Source organism: Streptomyces sp. ICBB 8177, from assembly GCF_003144095.1.
GTDB lineage: Bacteria > Actinomycetota > Actinomycetes > Streptomycetales > Streptomycetaceae > Streptantibioticus_D.
The window spans coordinates 2,059,796-2,076,428 of record NZ_NSKH01000018.1; the positions used below are offsets into that span (position 1 = coordinate 2,059,796).

Annotated in this window: 17 protein-coding genes; 10 read left to right on the top strand and 7 right to left on the bottom strand. The window is 72.6% G+C overall.

Features of this window, described 5'->3' with window-relative positions; translation table 11 throughout:
- The first annotated feature begins 34 nt into the window (after positions 1-34).
- Positions 35-1,123, top strand: coding sequence for a redox-regulated ATPase YchF (gene ychF / locus CK485_RS17775; RefSeq protein ID WP_109451719.1), 1,089 nt, complete (start codon positions 35-37; stop codon positions 1,121-1,123).
- Between the two features lie 133 nt (positions 1,124-1,256).
- Here the strand turns inward: ychF and CK485_RS17780 are convergent, their stop codons facing one another.
- From CK485_RS17780 to CK485_RS17795, 4 genes are all read right to left on the bottom strand, one after another.
- Positions 1,257-1,520, bottom strand: a complete 264-nt coding sequence (locus CK485_RS17780; protein WP_109451721.1) for a type II toxin-antitoxin system RelE/ParE family toxin — start codon at positions 1,518-1,520, stop codon at positions 1,257-1,259.
- On the bottom strand, positions 1,513-1,782 hold the full coding sequence (locus CK485_RS17785; protein ID WP_109451723.1) for a type II toxin-antitoxin system Phd/YefM family antitoxin: 270 nt from the start codon (positions 1,780-1,782) through the stop codon (positions 1,513-1,515). The genes CK485_RS17780 and CK485_RS17785 overlap by 8 nt, the downstream gene beginning before the upstream one ends.
- Before the next feature lie 278 nt (positions 1,783-2,060).
- Positions 2,061-2,567 carry a hypothetical protein gene (locus CK485_RS17790; protein WP_146214555.1) on the bottom strand — a complete coding sequence of 169 codons (507 nt, stop codon included), beginning with the start codon at positions 2,565-2,567 and terminating at the stop codon, positions 2,061-2,063.
- Between the two features lie 209 nt (positions 2,568-2,776).
- Positions 2,777-3,037 carry a hypothetical protein gene (locus CK485_RS17795; RefSeq protein ID WP_109451727.1) on the bottom strand — a complete coding sequence of 87 codons (261 nt, stop codon included), beginning with the start codon at positions 3,035-3,037 and terminating at the stop codon, positions 2,777-2,779.
- A gap of 167 nt (positions 3,038-3,204) precedes the next feature.
- On the opposite strand from CK485_RS17795, the gene CK485_RS17800 reads away from it, so the two are divergent.
- On the top strand, positions 3,205-4,557 hold the full coding sequence (locus CK485_RS17800) for a lipase family protein (protein WP_109451729.1): 1,353 nt from the start codon (positions 3,205-3,207) through the stop codon (positions 4,555-4,557).
- Between the two features lie 106 nt (positions 4,558-4,663).
- The gene (locus CK485_RS17805; RefSeq protein WP_158288222.1) at positions 4,664-5,368 is read left to right on the top strand and encodes a hypothetical protein; all 705 of its coding nucleotides are present in this window, start codon (positions 4,664-4,666) and stop codon (positions 5,366-5,368) included.
- A gap of 9 nt (positions 5,369-5,377) precedes the next feature.
- On the opposite strand, the gene CK485_RS17810 is transcribed toward CK485_RS17805, so the two are convergent.
- On the bottom strand, positions 5,378-5,569 hold the full coding sequence (locus CK485_RS17810; RefSeq protein ID WP_109451733.1) for a hypothetical protein: 192 nt from the start codon (positions 5,567-5,569) through the stop codon (positions 5,378-5,380).
- A 44-nt stretch (positions 5,570-5,613) separates the two neighbouring features.
- Between CK485_RS17810 and CK485_RS29715 the strand changes: the two genes are divergently transcribed.
- Both CK485_RS29715 and CK485_RS17820 read left to right on the top strand, forming a co-directional pair.
- Positions 5,614-5,802, top strand: coding sequence for a hypothetical protein (locus CK485_RS29715; protein ID WP_342673485.1), 189 nt, complete (start codon positions 5,614-5,616; stop codon positions 5,800-5,802).
- A 50-nt stretch (positions 5,803-5,852) separates the two neighbouring features.
- Positions 5,853-6,641 (top strand): class I SAM-dependent methyltransferase, encoded by a 789-nt coding sequence (locus tag CK485_RS17820; RefSeq protein ID WP_109451735.1) that lies wholly within the window; start codon positions 5,853-5,855, stop codon positions 6,639-6,641.
- Here the strand turns inward: CK485_RS17820 and CK485_RS17825 are convergent.
- Positions 6,628-7,506, bottom strand: coding sequence for a (2Fe-2S)-binding protein (locus CK485_RS17825; RefSeq protein ID WP_241968389.1), 879 nt, complete (start codon positions 7,504-7,506; stop codon positions 6,628-6,630). The two genes, CK485_RS17820 and CK485_RS17825, sit on opposite strands and share 14 nt — an antisense overlap.
- A gap of 166 nt (positions 7,507-7,672) precedes the next feature.
- Between CK485_RS17825 and CK485_RS17830 the strand changes: the two genes are divergently transcribed.
- From CK485_RS17830 to CK485_RS17845, 4 genes are all read left to right on the top strand, one after another.
- A complete protein-coding gene (locus CK485_RS17830; protein WP_109451737.1) occupies positions 7,673-8,911 on the top strand; it encodes an ATP-grasp domain-containing protein in 1,239 nt (412 codons plus the stop codon).
- On the top strand, positions 8,908-10,659 hold the full coding sequence (locus tag CK485_RS17835; RefSeq protein ID WP_241968390.1) for an IucA/IucC family protein: 1,752 nt from the start codon (positions 8,908-8,910) through the stop codon (positions 10,657-10,659). Before CK485_RS17830 ends, CK485_RS17835 begins: the two co-directional genes overlap by 4 nt.
- 106 nt (positions 10,660-10,765) lie before the next feature.
- Positions 10,766-12,577: an IucA/IucC family protein gene (locus CK485_RS17840; protein WP_109451741.1), complete on the top strand. Its 1,812-nt coding sequence runs from the start codon at positions 10,766-10,768 to the stop codon at positions 12,575-12,577.
- Between the two features lie 92 nt (positions 12,578-12,669).
- Positions 12,670-13,857: a type III PLP-dependent enzyme gene (locus CK485_RS17845; RefSeq protein ID WP_109451743.1), complete on the top strand. Its 1,188-nt coding sequence runs from the start codon at positions 12,670-12,672 to the stop codon at positions 13,855-13,857.
- Positions 13,858-13,929: 72 nt separating this feature from the next.
- Here the strand turns inward: CK485_RS17845 and CK485_RS17850 are convergent, their stop codons facing one another.
- A complete protein-coding gene (locus CK485_RS17850; protein WP_109451744.1) occupies positions 13,930-15,366 on the bottom strand; it encodes an APC family permease in 1,437 nt (478 codons plus the stop codon).
- Between the two features lie 386 nt (positions 15,367-15,752).
- Between CK485_RS17850 and CK485_RS17855 the strand changes: the two genes are divergently transcribed.
- Positions 15,753-16,505, top strand: coding sequence for a GntR family transcriptional regulator (locus CK485_RS17855; protein ID WP_109451746.1), 753 nt, complete (start codon positions 15,753-15,755; stop codon positions 16,503-16,505).
- The last annotated feature ends 128 nt before the right edge of the window (positions 16,506-16,633 follow it).

Below are 16,633 nucleotides of genomic sequence, written 5' to 3' on the forward strand. Positions count from 1 at the left end.
GGTCCCCCATCCTCCTGCAACGGGAAGTCGTCACGTGTCGCTCACGATCGGAATCGTCGGCCTGCCGAATGTCGGCAAGTCGACCCTGTTCAACGCCCTGACCAAGAACGACGTGCTGGCGGCCAACTACCCGTTCGCCACCATCGAGCCGAACGTCGGCGTCGTCGGCGTCCCCGACCCGCGCCTCGACCGCCTCGCGGAGATCTTCGGCTCGCAGCGCAAACTGCCGGCGACCGTCGACTTCGTGGACATCGCGGGCATCGTGCGCGGCGCCAGCGAGGGCGAGGGCCTGGGCAACAAGTTCCTGGCGAACATCCGCGAGTCCGACGCGATCTGCCAGGTCATCCGCGCCTTCAAGGACGAGAACGTGGTCCACGTGGACGGCAAGGTCTCGCCCAAGGACGACATCGAGACGATCAACACCGAGCTGATCCTCGCGGACCTGCAGACCATCGAGAAGGTGCTGCCGCGCCTGACGAAGGAGGCGCGCCTCCAGAAGGAGAAGGCCGCGCAGGTCACCGCGGTCGAGGCGGCGAAGAAGATTCTGGACGAGGGCCGCACGCTGTTCTCCGCGGGCATCACCGCGGGCACCGAGCAGGGCGCCCTCCTGCACGAGCTGCACCTGCTGACGACGAAGCCGTTCCTGTACGTGTTCAACGTGGACGAGGACGAGCTGGTCGACGAGGAGTTCAAGAACGAGCAGCGCGCGCTGGTCGCCCCGGCGGAGGCGATCTTCCTCAACGCGAAGATCGAGTCGGAGCTGATCGAGCTGGACGACGAGGAGGCGCTGGAGCTGCTCCAGTCCATGGGCCAGGACGAGCCGGGCCTCGCCACGCTGGCCCGCGTCGGCTTCGACACGCTGGGGTTGCAGACGTACCTGACCGCGGGCCCCAAGGAGGCCCGCGCGTGGACCATCAAGAAGGGCGCCACGGCCCCCGAGGCGGCCGGCGTCATCCACACCGACTTCCAGAAGGGCTTCATCAAAGCCGAGATCGTCTCCTACGACGACCTCCTGGCCTGCGGCTCGGTGGCGGAAGCCCGAGCCAAGGGCAAGGCGAGGATGGAAGGCAAGGACTACGTCATGCAGGACGGCGACGTGGTGGAGTTCCGGTTCAACGTGTAGTCGCGCGCTTACTGCGTGTTAGACGCTGAGTCAAACATACACGTCAGAAGGGGTCGGGCTCTGTCGAGCCCGGCCCCTTCGTCGTCTCCGTGCTGAATGGGTGCTGGATGTTCTCACGTGTGGTCAGCGGCGGTCAGGTGTCGTAAACGGTGGACCGGTGCCCCACGTGAACGACCCAGACCACCAGTTCCCCGTTGTCGATCGTGTAGACGACGCGGTGGTCGCCGACCCGTAGGCGCCGGCGATCTGGTTGGGACACGAGTGCGGTGGTGTTGAAGCCGAGCGGATCGCTTTCCAGCTCGGTCAGCTTGGCCAGGATGCGCAGCGCCATCTCGCGCGGAATCTTCCGAAGCTCGGCCTGCGCCTCGGGGCGGAAGACGGTTCGGTACTCACTCACCGCGCGCCAGTGTCTCCCTCATGATGTGTTCGATCGGGATGCCGGGTGCCGGGTTGGCCATGCGCTCGTCGATGATCCGATTGATCTCGCGCTCTTCCCACTCCTGGTACTTGCGCAGTACCTCGATGGAGACGACGGCGGCGACTTCCTTGCCGCGGCGTGTGATCACGGTGGGTACGTCATCGCGGTCGGCACGCTCCACCACCTCCGCCAAATGCGCGCGCACATCGCGGATGGTCTCTATGGGTAGCGGCTGTGTCATGCGCTCAAGTGTACCAAGTATCCAATGTGTACACACTGGCCAGGGGGAACGGCGGGTGGCATCCGTCGTTTCGACTCCACGTGCTGGATGTGCTGGATCAGTTCCCACGGTGCTGGATCGGTGCTGGATACAAGCCTGCAGTACCTCGTTTCCGCAGGTCACAGCCCTGTGCTACGTGTTCCGGTTCAACGTGTAGTGCCTGCCCTGGCCAGCCGGAGGGGCCGGACTCCGGTGAGTCCGGCCCCTCCGGTGTACCCGTGCCGATGTGGCGCTGGCGTTCAGCGCCGCTTGCCATTTCCGCGTTTGGGCGGCCTTGACGCCTCGTACCTGCGCAGCGCCTCGCGGGCGGCGGATTCGCCGGGGAAGTTCCTGCGCAGGGACGACAGGAAGATCGCCGAGGTCGTTCCGGCGACGCAGGGGGCGAGGAAGACCAGGGCCAGCGGCGCCAGGACGCGCATCGCGCCGTAGCTGAACGGTGGAGTGGTCGCCGCCTGCGAGCCGGTTCCGTTGAGTTCCAGCCTCCGCCAGAACTTGAGGAAGTACGCCACCGCTGGCGCCCACCAGAACGGCACGATCGCGGTCTTGAGCGCGAGCGGTAGCCGGGCCTCCAGGAAGAGCATGACCGTGCCCTCGACGGCGAGCAGGTCCATCATCAAGGCGATCAGCAGCCACGTCAGCGCGTACGGAATCCGGCGCGCCCAGTACCCGGCGCCCCGGTCCACCCAGCTCTCCCCGACGACTCCGAGCCGGGGGCGCCCGCGTTGCTGCCGCGCGTAGCTGTTCACCAGGACTTCGCGACGCGCCGCCTGCCGCGTGCCGCGCAACTCGTCCAGCGCCCACTGCCACTTCTCCCGCGACCGCCAGGGAAGCCACCGCGGGAAGTAGACGGCCTCTCGTCGCTCCGGCGGGCGTAGCCGCTCGTATGCGTCTGCGCGCGCGACCGTCCTCGATGCGGGAGGCGATCGTGTAGCCGTTCTCCTCGGTCGTCATGGCCTCACCCGAATACTCCATGCCACATGCCCTTGGCGGTCCCCACGGGGTCTTCTATGGAATCGATGACCTTGGCGCTCTCGTCGACGAAGTCGTTCTTGGCCGTGTGCCATGCGCCTTGGGCGAGGCTGTAGCCGACGCCCGCGACGACTCCGTGGGCGTCGATGTTCTTCGTCCAGTGCGTGGAGTGCGTGAACTCGGTGACCAAGGACGAGGCGGCGTAGCCGATCAACGGGGCGAACGGACCGGTCTCCGCGCTCGCCACCGTACCGGAGGACCGCCGAGGAAGATCCGACGGGTGGGGTGAGCGGGCGGGAGACGGCAGGCGAACCGGCCGGAAGATTTTGGTGTCCGACTCCTGTACGTCTGGCGTTACCTGGGGGTAACTTTCGGCCGAAGCCGCTCTTCGGGCACATCACCCACGGGGGAGTCATGACCTCACGCGCCGCCGCATGCCGTCTTGCCGTTGCCCTGGTCGCGGCCCTGGCCGTCAGCGCCGTACCGGCCACGACCGCCTTCGCGGCGGCGCCCGCGCCGGCTGCCACCGCCAAGGCCTCCGCCTCCGACCCCTTCTACTCCTACGACGGCAGCGCGCCCCTCGCCTCGTACAAGCCCGGCACCGTGCTCAAGCGGCGGACGCTCAGCTATCACATCGTCGGGATTCCCACGCCCCTGACGGCCATTCAGCTGCTCTACCGCACCACCGACGCCCAGGGCCGCCCGGCCGCCAACGTCACCACCGTGCTGCGCAGCCTCACCGGGAACACCACGAAGGCCGTCTCCTACCAGTCGTTCTACGACTCCCTCAACCCGCAGGACGGGCCCTCGCGCGCCATCGCCGGTGACCTCACCCTCAACGGGATCATCCCCAACGCCGAGAACCTCTTCATCGTCCCCCTGCTGTCCGAGGGCTACAACCTCGTCATCCCGGACACCGAAGGGCAGACCGCCGACTTCGCCGCCGGGCCCGAGTACGCGACCAACACCCTGGACTCGATCCGCGCCGCCACCTCCGCCGCCGCGAGCACCGGCATGGACTCCGCGACCCGCGTCGGCCTGATGGGGTACTCCGGCGGCGCCATCGCCACCTCCTGGGCCGCCGCGCTCGCGCCCTCCTACGCGCCCGACGTCAACCGCAGGCTCGTCGGATTCGCCGAGGGCGGGCTGCTCGTGGACGCGGCGCACAACCTCAAGTACGTCGACGGCTCCCTCGTGTGGTCCGGCGTCATCCCCATGGCCATCATCGGCGTGGCCCGCTCGTACGGCATCGACCTCAAGCAGTACATGAGCACCTACGGCGTCCAGGTCTACGACAAGTTGGAGAACGGCGGCCTGCTCGACGCCCTCGGCCACTACCCGGGGCTGACCTGGGCCAAGCTGGCCAAACCGCAGTACGCCAACCCGGACTCGATCCCCGACTTCGTCAAGGCGGTGAACGCCATCAACCTCGGGTCGGCCGCCACTCCGACCATCCCCGGCCTCGTCGCCGAGGGCGACGGCGGCGTCGTCGAGGGGACGTTCGCCGACCCGGCGGGGGTCGGCACCGGGGACGGCGTCATGGTCGCAGGCGACGTGCGCGCTCTGGCCCGCCAGTACTGCGCCACCGGCGACCACGCCATCGACTACCAGCAGTACAACCTGCTGAGCCACATCACCACGGCCGCCGCCTGGGCCCCGGGCGCGCTCGGCTGGCTGAACGACCGCTTCGCGGGGAAGCCGGTGCCCTCCGACTGCGGCTCCATCGCCGCGGGCAACTCCCTCGCGCCTGAGGTGCCGACGTCGTGACCACGAGGCCACCGCACGGCTGATCCCTGGCTCGCCCCCACGCCGGCCCGCTACGTGGGGCCTGCCGTGGGCGCAGGGCGTTGTCGGGACGCGGGGGGCCGACGTGGTGGGCGATGTGGTACCGCTGTGGACCTTCGGGCTGGCGTGCCTGCTGGCGGCGGTCGTCGGCGAGGCGCTGGAGGCAGGCGGCATCCGGATGCCCGCGTTGCGGCGCAAGGAAGTCCGCATCGCCGTCGCCCTCGTCGGCGTCGTCGCGCTCGTCCTCGGACTCGTCGCGTTCCGCGCAGGGCACACCTCCGCCGAGTCCGGCCCCTCTCCTTCGCCCGCCGTGAGCACGACGGCCTCCGCACCGGCTCCTTCCACGGCCCCAACGACCGCCCCGACAACGACGACCGCGGCGCCCACGAACACCCCCACGCCCACACCGCTACCGCCGACGCCCACCACCGTCGCCGTGCGCTGGCAGGGAACGCTGGCGCTGGATGGCGATGCCATGGAGACCGGCTGGGCGCTCGACTCCCTTCCGCCGTCCCGCGCCCCGCTCGGGGACCTCGGGCTCAGCTGCCTGCTGACCTGCGACGCCGACGAACTGTCGGGCAACGCGCTCGTCGCCTGGACCGGTTCCGGGCTGCCGAGCCGCGAGCAGTGCGTGGAGCTGCTCAACACCCAGCTCGGCAACCGGCAGTTGGACGTGCAGGACGGCAGCATCGGCTGCGCGGGCACGCAGGATCAGCGCGTTGCCCGCTTCAAGGTGCTCAGCGCGAACGGCGACCGCTTCAGCCTGTCCGTGACCGTCTGGCAACTGCCGTGATCCTGCGGCCTACAGCAGGTGGTCGGCCTTGCCTGCCTTGATGTCGGTGATGAGGGTGCGCAGGGCTTCCATGGAGTCGGTGAGGTAGCGGTCTTCCTCGCCGTTGACGGCTATGTAGGCGTTGCCCTGCTTGTCCGTTCCCAGCCGGAAGCAGGAGCTGCCTTCGGCGCAGAAGGGCTCTTCCCAGGTGATGTCCGGCATCGGGTGCTCCTCAGAGTTGGCGGGCGATCTGGTGAACGAACTGGGTGGCCGTGTCCGACCCCGGCCACGGGGACGGCCGCCGCAGGCCCGCCCTCGCGCGTCCCGGCGCGGACTGCGAGCGGGGGAGGGGGCTGCTCCTCGTCGACCACCTCGCCGCCGCCTGGACGGTCCGGCCCCGCCCCGCGCGCGGCTCCTCCGCCATCGCGGGCCTCTCCCTACGGGAGAACGCCTGACGCCGGGGATACTGGCCTGCGCGGGGGATCGTGAGGACGAGGAGGACCGCGTGGGCGGCGAGGACGAGACGCACAGGCTCCGGGCCGGGTCGTTCGGGGCGGTCGCCGAGGAGTACGGGCGGCTTCGGCCCGCGCCGTGTGACGAGGCGGTGGAGTGGCTGGTGCCCAAGGACAGCGGCACCGTCCTCGACCTGGCGGCCGGCGCGGGCACGCTGACCGCGCTGCTCGCCGAACGCGTGCCGGACGTCGTCGCCGTCGAGCCGGACGACCGGATGCGGGCCGTGCTGGCGGCACGCCGCCCCGACGTACGGGCCCTGCGCGGCACCGCCGAGGCGATCCCGCTGACCGACGGCCGGGTCGACGCGGTCGTCGTCTCCTCCGCCTGGCACTGGTTCGACGCGGCGCGCGCCGTGACGGAGATCGCCCGCGTGCTGCGGCCCGGCGGCACGCTCGGCGTGGTGTGGAACGGGATGGACTCCTCCGTGCCCTGGGTCGCCGAGTGGCAGGCCCGGGTCCGGCCGGAGACGGCCGGTACGCGCGGCGAGCAGCGCCGCCAGTGGTTCCACGATCGGGGCGCACGACTGCGGGAGGACATCGCGAGCGCCGGGCCCTTGTTCGGCGAGGTCGAGCAGGCCTCGTTCAGTTGCGTCAGGGCCGTCGCCCCCGCCGACCTCGCCGCCCTGCTCGGCACCTACAGCAGGGTGATCCTGCTGCCCGAGGAGGAGCGCCGCCAACTGATCGCCCGCGCCGAGGAGTTGCTGCGCGAGCGGCTTCCGCAGGGCGAGGAGGTACTCGACGTGCCGTTCCGCTCGCTGTGCTGGCGGGTCACCCGCCTGTAGCCCGCGCCGCGGCCTGCCCGGCCGCCTCCTCCAGCCGCGGCACGCGTTCCGCGTCAGGCGTCCTCGGGCAGGTCAGGCACGCCTCGGCGCCGGCCCCGGTCGCGTAGTGCAGGCAGCACGACAACCGGGTGCGGGTGGGATGGTGGCGGCCCGAAGGGGCGTGCAGGGTACGGAAGTCGGCCGCGCCGGGCAGCGGGGGTGTGGCGCCCGGCAGGACCGCGGTGGCGGCCCGGATGCCGTCGCCCTCGTCGCCCAGCACCCGGCCGAGGTACCACAGGCCGGACGCCAGGTCGTCGGTGACCATGCCCCACAGGGCGCGCGCCCCGCGCCGGACGGCCGGGGCGAACGCGTCGAGCACCGGGCCGGCGTGAGCGGCCACCGCCGCCCGCAACGCGTCGCCGTCGCCCGGCAGGAACTCCACCTGGTCCACCCGCAGGGTGAAAACGGTGGCGTGCGGGTTGACGCGGAGCGCCTCCCGGGGGATCCGCGGGACCTGTCCCGCCAGGTACCAGGGGCCGCTGAAGAGCAGGCAGACCGACCACAGGTAGTGGTGGAGCGCCCGGGACGCGGCCACGTCGCGGCGGGCGGGAGCCCCGTGCGCGGCGGCGATCCGCGCGCCCTCGCCGTCGATCAACGTTTTGATCAACATCTTGATCGGCCCATTGATCGACGCGTCCACCCGCTCATCGATCAGGCCGTCGGCCGACTCGTCAACTCCGCTGCCGAGCACGGCGGTTCGCGTGCTATGAACGGATGTCGTGGCGTGGTCCCCCTCCAGCGCCACCGCCAACGGCTCGCACAACCGTACGAGCTGCTGGTACGTGTCCAGCGGCGACGGCAGGGCGTCGGGGGCGTGGGGCGGCATCCGGTCTCCATCGTGAACGGGGGGTGCGGGAGCGCTGGTCGTACGGAAGCCGGCCCTGCGGTACGGGGGCACGCGGAACGGCACCGCGCGGTCCGCTGTGTCACGGCGGCGCGCGCATGACCACCGTAACTTGAACACTTAGGTATAGCTAACCTAAGTTGATCGCATGTCGCGGCTCCCCGCCCTCGCGGTCCTCGCCCTCAATCCCACGGACTCCGTCACCCACGGATTCCTCCCGGCCGCCACCCGGCTCGGCCTGGACGTCACCGTGCTGACCGAAGCGCGTCACGTCAGCGCGCACCGCGACGCGTACGCGGCCCGGGACGGGTCCGACGCTGCGCGGGTGGCGGTCGTGCCGTGCGAGGTGACGGACTTCCGCGAGGTCGTGGCGACCCTGGCCCGGCTGCCCGTGCCGGACGCGGTGTTCAGCAACAGCGACCACCTCCAGACGCAGGCCGCCCTCGCCGCCGAGTGGTTCGGGCTGCCGGGGAAGGACTGGCGGACGGCGCTGCGGGTGAAGAACAAGGCGCACATGCGGCGCCACCTGGCATCCCGCGGCATCGACACCGTGCGGTCGGCGGAGGTGGCCGCGGGCGGCGACCCGGCGGACCTGCTCGCCCCTGACCTCACCTACCCGTGCGTGCTCAAGCCGCGCGAGGGCGTCGCCAGCGAGGACGTCGTGCTCGTGGCGAACGCAGAGGAGCTGTGGAAACGGGCCGCCGAGGCGCGGGCCCGGCGGCCGGGGGCGGCGCTGGTGGCCGAGGAGTTCCTCCCCGGCGACCTGCGCACCCTGGAGACGCTGGGCGACGCCGACGGCACCCGGCACGTGCTGGGCGGCTTCCGCACCCGGCTGTCCCCGCCCCCGTACTTCATCGAGGAGGGGCTGACCTGGGAGCCGGACCCGGACCGCGCGGTGACCGGCCAGGTGCTGGCCCAACTCGACGCACTGGGCGTGGCGTTCGGGATCTGCCACACCGAGTTCGTGGTGGACGGGAACGGGCGGGCGCGGCTGGTCGAGGTCAACTACCGTGCCATCGGCGACCAGTGCGACCTGCTCCTGGCCGACCTGCTGGAGGTCCCGCTGTTCGAGCACGTGCTGCGCGTCCACCTCGGCGAGCCGCTGCCCCGCGACCTCGGCGCCCGCACCGACGGCCGCGCCCGGCAGGACACCCCCTGCGCCGACCGCGCGGGAACGCTGACCACCGCCCCGCGGGCGTGCGAACGGACTGTGGACGGCTGCGCGTTGACGTACCGGCCGCTGCGCGCGATCGGTGAACGGCACGAGCTGTACCACACCAACCGCGACTACCTCGGCGTGCTACGGGTCGTCGGCGACCGGCAGCGGACCGTGGACCGGGTGGCCGAGGAGTTCCTGGCCGGGCAGCGCTGGGAGATCACCCCGTGAGCGACCCCGAGCCCTACCTGCTGACGCGCGTGCTGGACGCGCTGCTGCGGGAGGACGTCGTGGGACTGCGGACCCGGTCCGCCGAGGTGCTGCGCGCGGACGGGCGCTGGCTGGTGCTGCCGGGAGCGGACGGTTGCGACGCGCTGGCGCTGCCGGTCACCCGGGACGGCTTCCAGTGCGAGGACCGCGCCCGGCTGCCACTCCTGCGCCGCGAGCCGTCCGGCTCCGAGCCGGCCGCCCGCGAAGACCTGACCACGTGCGCCGCCGTGCTCGCAGCGCTGCGTGAACGGGCCGAGGCGCCCGACCGCGCGGGCTTCGACGCGTACGCGGCCGAGTGCCGTCAGACGCTGGAGACGATGCGGCTGCACGACTCCGTGCGCGACGACACCCACCGCCGCCTCGCGCTGGCACACGGCGACGATCCCGCGCACTGGCGCGGTCCGCTCGGCGCCCTCGCCCTGGACGCGCTCGCCGCCCTCCACGACCACCCCGTCTACCCGACCGCCCGGGGCCGCGCGGGCCTGGGCGAGTGTCAACTGCGGGCGTTCGCACCGGAGTTCCTGCCCTCCTTCCGTCCGCGCTGGGTGGCGTTGCCGAAGGACGCGGTCGTGGCGCACGGCGTGACCGGGCACCGGGTGTGGCCGACGCCCGCCCGGCTGGGCCTGCCGGACCTGGACCGCACCCATGTCGCGCTCCCTGTGCACCCCTTGACGAGGGCTCGGGAACTGCATGAAGCGCTGCGTGAGGCGGGCCTCGCCGAGCGCGCGGTGCTCGCCCGCCGCCCCCACCTCGACCTGCGGCCCACCCTGTCGATGCGCACCGGCGCGATGGCCTGCGACCCGTACACCCACCTGAAGCTGCCGCTCGCCACCTCCACGCTCGGCCTGCTCAACCGCCGCACCATCAAGCCGGGCACGCTGGTGGACGGCGCGGTGTGCCAGCGGCTGCTGGAGGCGGTGATCGCGCGTGAACCGCGCTTCGGCGGTGTGGTGCTGCTCGCCGACGAGACCGCGTACGCGCACGCAGGACACCCGTTGCTCGCCGTGCTGCTGCGCACCCTGCCGGCCGGGCTCGACGACGCGGCCGTGGTGCCGCTGGCCGCGCTGCTCGCGCCCGCGCCGGGCGGGCGGACGGTGATCGACCACCTGGCCGACCACTGGTTCGGCGGCGACCCGCTCTCGCTGCTGGACGCGGTGCTGCGGCCGCTGTTCGACTGGCAGACCACCTTGTACGGCTACGGCATCGCGCTGGAGTCGCACCAGCAGAACGTCTCCGTGGTGCTCGACCGGGACGACGCGGGCGCGGTGCGGGTCCGGCTGCTGCTGAAGGACAACGACGGCCCCCGCGTCCACACCGGACGGCTCGCCGCCACTCTCGGCGGCGCGCCGCCCGCGTTCGACGACCCGCGCGTGCTCGGCGCGGACGACGACGCGCTCGCCGCGCTGTTCACCACGATCACCGTCCATCTGTGCGCGGGTGCCTACGCGTTCGGGCTCGCGCGGGCGGGCCGGGTGCCGCTGGACGCCGCGCTGGCGGTGGTACGCGACCGGCTCGCGGAGGCGATCGGGCGGATGCCGCGGGAAGCGGGCCGGGCGCTGCGGGCGCGCACGCTGGACGCCGCGCGGTTGCCGGTGAAGGCCATGGTGACCGCGGGCACCCTGCGCACCAAGGAGCGGTCCGGGGCGGCCGACATCAACAAGCACTACACGGCGGGCCCGAACTACCTTGTGAGGTCCGCGCGTTCGTGACGACCCGCCGCCGTGGCGCCGCACCGGGGGAGCGCATAGCCGGGCGTCCCACGGACGCTTCCCGCCCTCGCCCCCCGTCTGCCTGCCCCTATCGCCGGAGTCGCTGATGCCGACCAGCCCCGCCGCCTCCCGTCCGACCGTCCCGCACCTCGCCGCTCCGGAGGCCCGCACCGCCCCCGCTCCGGAGGCCCGACCCCCCGCCCCGGAAGCCGGAGTGCTGCCCTCCGCCGACGTCGTCGTCGCCCACACCCTGCTCAACTGCCTGCTGCGCGAGGTCTCCGCACCCGGGCACCGCACGGCCGTCGCCGGCGACCACCTGCACCTGCGGCTGCCCGCGCGAGGCGTGCTGCTGCGGGTGGCGCTGCGCCGCGCCTCGCTGCTGGGCGCCCACCGCTTCACCGGCCCGGTGGCGGTCCGCGCCCGCGACGGCTGGCGGCCGGTCGGCTGGCGGCGGCTCGCGGAGTACGTGCGCGACGAGCTGGACGCGCGGACCGGCGTGGCCAACGAGGAGTTCGTGGCCCAGGTCGTCTCCAGCCACGAGGGGGTCGCGGCCGGCCTCGCCGCGCCCCGCCGAGGCCCGGAGCCCGGCGCCGATCCCCGGACCGCCCGCTACCTGGAGTCCGAACGCGCGCTGCTCTTCGGTCACCGCTTCCACCCCACGCCGAAGGCCCGTTCCGCGGACCGGACCGCGTGGCGGCGCTACGCGCCCGAAGCGGGGGCCCGCTTCCCGCTGCGCCACCTCGCGGTCCGCGCCGACCTGGTGGCGGGGGAGTGCGCCGAGCCGGGCGCGGACGCGGCGATCGACCGGCTGCGCGACGTCCCGGCCGGACACCGGCTGCTGCCCGTCCACCCCTGGCAGTACGAACTGCTGGGTGAGGCACCCTTGTTGCGTGCCGCCATCGAACGCGGTGAGGTGCTGGACCTCGGCACCGGCGGGCCGACCTTCGCGCCGACCGCGTCGGTGCGCACCCTGCACGGCGACGGCGGCTTCCTGAAGTTCAGCCTGAACGTGCGGATCACCAACTGCCTGCGCAAGAACGCCAGTTACGAGCTGTCCGGCGCGGTCGCGCTCACCCGGCTGCTGAAGCCCGCGCTGGACGACCTGGCCCGGCGCTTCCCCGGCACCGGCATGCTGCGCGAACCGGCCTACCGCTCGCTCGCGCTGCCCGGCCCGGACGGGCGGCCCGACACCGGGCTGCTGGAGGGCTTCGGCGTCATCGTCCGCGACGGCCTCGACGGCCATCTCGCGCCCGGTGTCACGCCGTTGCTCGCCGCGGCCGTGGCCGACGAGTACCCCACCAGCTCCGCGCACGTCTCCCGTCTTCCGGCCGTGACCGGCGGGCCGGGCGCGGCCCCGCGGTGGTGGGCGGCGTACCTGCGGCTGCTGCTGCCGCCGGTACTGGCCGCCTGGTTCGACCACGGCGTCGTGCTCGAACCGCACCTGCAGAACGTGCTGATCGGCGTGGACGCCACCGGCCTGCCCCGGCAGGTGCTCTTCCGCGACCTGGAGGGCACCAAGCTGCTGGCCTCCCGCCACACCGCCGCGCTCGCCGCACTCCCCGCCGACGTCGCCGGACCCATGACGTACGACGCGCGACGCGGCTGGGACCGGGTCGTCTACTGCCTGCTGGTCAACAACGTCGCCGAGACCCTGGCCGCCCTCGCGGACCTGCGCCCCGGACTCGAGGCCGCGCTGTGGGCGGAAGTCCGCGACGTGCTGCGGGAGTTCGCCGACGCGCACGGTCGGCCGCCCGCGCTGCGCCGCCTGCTCGCCGGGGAGCCGCTGCCCGCCAAGGCCAATCTGCTCACCCGCTGGCGCCGCCGTGCCGACCGCGACGCGGACTACGTACGGCTGCCCTCGCCGCTCGCCGGCGACGTGCTGTCCGGAGCGCGCTCGGCGACCGGCGGCCCCCGATGACGCCGCCGGGCCTACAGCCCCCGATGACGCCGTCGGGTCCACGCCCCCCGGTGACGCCGTCCGGCGACGACCAGCCCCCGCAGGAGCCCCCGATGCGCCCGTCCGTCCGCGACCTCGTCGCCTCCGCCGCCCCCGACGAACTGCCCGCGTACGTCTACGACGTGGCCGCGCTGCGTGAGCACGCCTCAGCCGTGCGCGCCGCGCTGCCCCCGGCCGTCGAGCTGTACTACGCGGCCAAGGCCAACCCGGCCCCCGAGATCCTCGCCGCGCTGCGGGAGGCCGTCACCGGGTACGAGGTGGCCTCAGGGGGCGAGCTGGCGCACGTGCGCGAGGCGGTCCCCGGCGCGCCGGTGGCGTTCGGCGGCCCGGGCAAGACGACCGCCGAGATCGCGGCGGCGCTGGCGGCGGGGACCGAGCGCTTCCACGTCGAGAGCGTCCACGAACTGCGGCTGCTGGCGGCGCTCGCCGACCGCGCCGGGCGCCCCGCGGACGTCCTGCTGCGCGTCAACCCGGCGGTGGACGGCGGCGCGCTGGACGGGGTGGCGCTGGCGATGGGCGGGCGGCCGACGCCGTTCGGCCTCGACCCGGACGCGGTGACCGCGTGCCTGCGGCTGCTGCGCGACCCGCAGTTGCGGAGCCTGACCCTGCGCGGCGTCCACGCCCACCTCGCCAGCGGCCTGAACGCGGATGCCCAACTCGCCGTGGCACGGCGGATCGTGACGTACGCGGCCGGCCTCTTCGTAACGCACCCCGTGCCGCACCCGGAGGTCAACCTCGGCGGCGGCATGGCCGTCGACTACGCCGACCCGGAACACCGCTTCGACTGGACCGCGTTCGGCGCCGGGCTGGCGGAAATCGCCGCAGAGCGGCCGGAGTTGACGTTGCGGATCGAGCCTGGGCGGGCGCTGACCGCGTACTGCGGCTGGTACGCGACCGAGGTGCTGGACGTCAAGCACAGCCACGGTGAGGACTTCGCGGTCCTGCGCGGCGGCACCCACCACCTGCGCACCCCGGTCACCCGGGGCCACGACCAGCCGTTCGCCCTGCTGCCGGTGGAGACCTGGCCGCACCCCTGGCCGCGCCCCGCGGCGGGCGGCGGACGGATCACGCTGGTCGGTCAACTGTGCACGCCGAAAGACGTGTTCGCCCGGCGCGTCCCGGCGACCGGGCTGCGCGCCGGGGACCGGGTGGCGTTCGCCATGGCGGGCGCGTACGCGTGGAACATCTCGCACCACGAGTTCCTGATGCACCCGCGTCCGCGCTTCCACTACGTGGGCTGAGACACCTGGAAACGTACAGCCGTGCGGGGCGGGCTCCGTCCAGCCCGCCCCGCACACCCGTCGCCGGACGCGTCAGCCGGTCAGCTCGTCCTCCGGGATCGTGATGACCCAGTGCGTCTCCTTGCGCGGCCGCAGGTAGAAGACCCAGTACAGGGCGGCGGCCGCGGTCACCCCGGCCGTGATCAGCAGGTCGCGGGCGGTCTGCTGGGCCAGCACCCACACCAGCACCGCCAGCAGCAGCGCGGGCACGACCGGCCACAGCGGCATCCGCCACACGCCCTCACGGCCCTTGTGCACGCCCCGGCGGCAGGCCAGCGCCGCCAGCGCCACGAACGCGTACAGCGCGGCCACCGCGACGCCGGTGACGCCGTTGAGGGTGTCGACCGGCACGAAGCACAGGATGGCGCCGGGCACGCCGACCGCCAGCGTGGCGATCCACGGCGAGCCGAAGCGCTTGCTGAGGTTGCCGAAGGCCCGGTTGACCGGCGCGGGCCAGGCGTTGTCGCGGGCCGAGGCGTACAGCACCCGGGAGTTCTGGATGACCATCACGATCGCCGCGTTGATGATGGCCAGCGCGATGCACAGGCTGATGAAGGTGCCGAGGGCGCTGTCGCTCCAGCGCTGCACCATCCCGGCCACGTCGCCGCCGGCCAGCGTCGTCAGGTCCGGGGCGCCCAGGGTGATGGCGACGACCGGGACCAGCACGACCGCGGCGCCGATGGCCAGCGTCCACAGCACGGTGCGCGAGACGGTGCGGCGCGGGTTCTCCATCTCCTCCGACAGGTACACGGCCGTCGAGAAGCCCTGGAGGATGAACAGGGCCGCCGCGAGCCCGGCGACGATCAGCCCGGCGGAGACCGGGGTGCTCGCCCCGTGCGCCCCGGCCATCACCGGGTGGATCAGCACCGACGCCGAGCGGTGGGTGTGGCTGAAGCCGAGGAAGGCCACCACACCGGAGGCGACGACCTCCAGCACCAGGAAGACGCCGGTGATCCAGGCGTTCGCCCGCAGGTCCAGCAGGCCCATCACGGTGGCCAGCAGCATCACCGCCGCGCCCATCACCTTCGCGTCCACGTGCACGATCGGCGCGAGGTACTCGGCGGTGCCCAGCGCGATGATCGGCGGCACGATCATCACCACGATCAGCGCCTGGATGAAGACCAGCCAGCCAGAGAACCGCCCCGTGAGCGTGCCGACCATGGCGTACTCGCCGCCGGCGCTCGGGATCAGCGTGCCCAGTTCCGAGTAGCAGAAGGCGACCGCCACGCACAGCACGACGGCGATCACCAGGGTCAGCGCGGTCCCGGTGCCCAGGGACGCGAACGACCCCGGCACGATCACGAACAGCGACGAGGCCGGGGTCAGGCAGGAGAGGGTCAGCAGCGTGCCGCCGACCACCCCGATGGAACGGTTCAGCTTGGGCGCCTCGTGCGGCGTCACGCCGGGCGTCGTGGCGGCTTGCCCGCCGCCGGAGGCGTCGGGTGCGGGCGGTCGCAGGATGTCGGTCATACGGCGTCCCATCGGGCTCACTGGGGCGGAGTGGTGCGGAGGGGGTGGGAGCGTTATCGCCTCCGTAGGGCTGGCTGCTCGTGGTGCTCGGCCGCTCCCGGGACGTCATGAGACATGTGCTGTTAACAAAGCGTCAACCCCCCTTTCGCAACGGAATCCGTTGTCAAACAGCGCTGCCGCTGATGATTTGGTCGCCCGGGAGCCGGTCCAGCCGTCCGGGCGACCGGTACGGATACCGCCGTCGGCCGGTCCGGAAAAGTCCCGGGAGGCGGCGGGCCGCCCACCTGATGGACACCCGGCCCGCGGTTAACCCTTGGCCCGGACTTGCGGTCGGACACGTAACGTTGCCAAGCTGTCGCAGTCGGTCAACCTCGATGGAGGGTCACGTGCCATTCGGTGAACAGCCCGCGTACCTCCGCGTCGCCGACGACCTGCGCGGCAAGATCCTCGCCGGCGAGCTGGCCCCGCACACCCGGCTGCCCTCGCAGGCGAAGATCCGCCAGGAATACGGCGTCTCGGACACCGTCGCCCTGGAGGCGCGCAAGGTGCTGATGGCCGAGGGGTTCGTCGAGGGGCGCTCCGGCTCCGGGACGTACGTGCGCGAGCGGCCCGAGCCCAAGCTGATCGCCCGCTCCGGCTACCGCCCCTCCTACGGGCCGACCCCGTTCCGGCAGGAGCAGGCCGACGAGGGGTGCAAGGGCACCTGGGAGTCGGTGAGCGTCCAGGAGGTCGCGAGTCCCGCCGTCGCCGCCCGGCTGCGGATCCAGCCCGGCGACAAGGTGATGTCGACCCGCTACCTGTTCCGCGCCGAGGGCGAGCCGATGATGCTCTCCACCTCCTGGGAGCCGCTGGCGCTCACCGGCCGCACGCCCGTGATGCTCCCCGAGGAGGGGCCGCTCGGCGGGCGGGGCGTGGTGGAGCGGATGGCCGCGCTCGACCTGGTGGTCGACCACGTCGTCGAGGAGGTCGGCGCCCGCCCCGGGCTGGCCGCCGAGACCGCCGAGTTGGGCGGCGTCCCCGGCCACATCGTGGTGGTGGTCCGCCGCACCTTCTTCACCGGCGACCGGCCGGTCGAGACCGCCGATCTGGTCGTCCCCGCCGACCGCTACCAGGTTACGTATCACCTTCCGGTGAAATAGCGCCCTGAGCGGCCGCTTTGCCATCTGATCGAAGGCGCGCGGTACGCTTGCGGTCTGTTGTGAAGGTCACATCTCGCCGATTATCGGAACCGGATCGCCCGACTCCCCTTTACGATGCGGAGGTTTGT

Coding starts and splice junctions, on each gene's coding strand:
- CK485_RS17785 (WP_109451723.1), bottom strand. CDS start 1,782: ATGACACAGCCGCTACCCATAGAGACCATCCGCGATGTGCGCGCGCAT.
- CK485_RS17800 (WP_109451729.1), top strand. CDS start 3,205: ATGACCTCACGCGCCGCCGCATGCCGTCTTGCCGTTGCCCTGGTCGCG.
- CK485_RS17810 (WP_109451733.1), bottom strand. CDS start 5,569: ATGCCGGACATCACCTGGGAAGAGCCCTTCTGCGCCGAAGGCAGCTCC.
- CK485_RS17825 (WP_241968389.1), bottom strand. CDS start 7,506: ATGCCGCCCCACGCCCCCGACGCCCTGCCGTCGCCGCTGGACACGTAC.
- CK485_RS17830 (WP_109451737.1), top strand. CDS start 7,673: ATGTCGCGGCTCCCCGCCCTCGCGGTCCTCGCCCTCAATCCCACGGAC.
- CK485_RS17840 (WP_109451741.1), top strand. CDS start 10,766: ATGCCGACCAGCCCCGCCGCCTCCCGTCCGACCGTCCCGCACCTCGCC.
- CK485_RS17845 (WP_109451743.1), top strand. CDS start 12,670: ATGCGCCCGTCCGTCCGCGACCTCGTCGCCTCCGCCGCCCCCGACGAA.
- CK485_RS17850 (WP_109451744.1), bottom strand. CDS start 15,366: ATGACCGACATCCTGCGACCGCCCGCACCCGACGCCTCCGGCGGCGGG.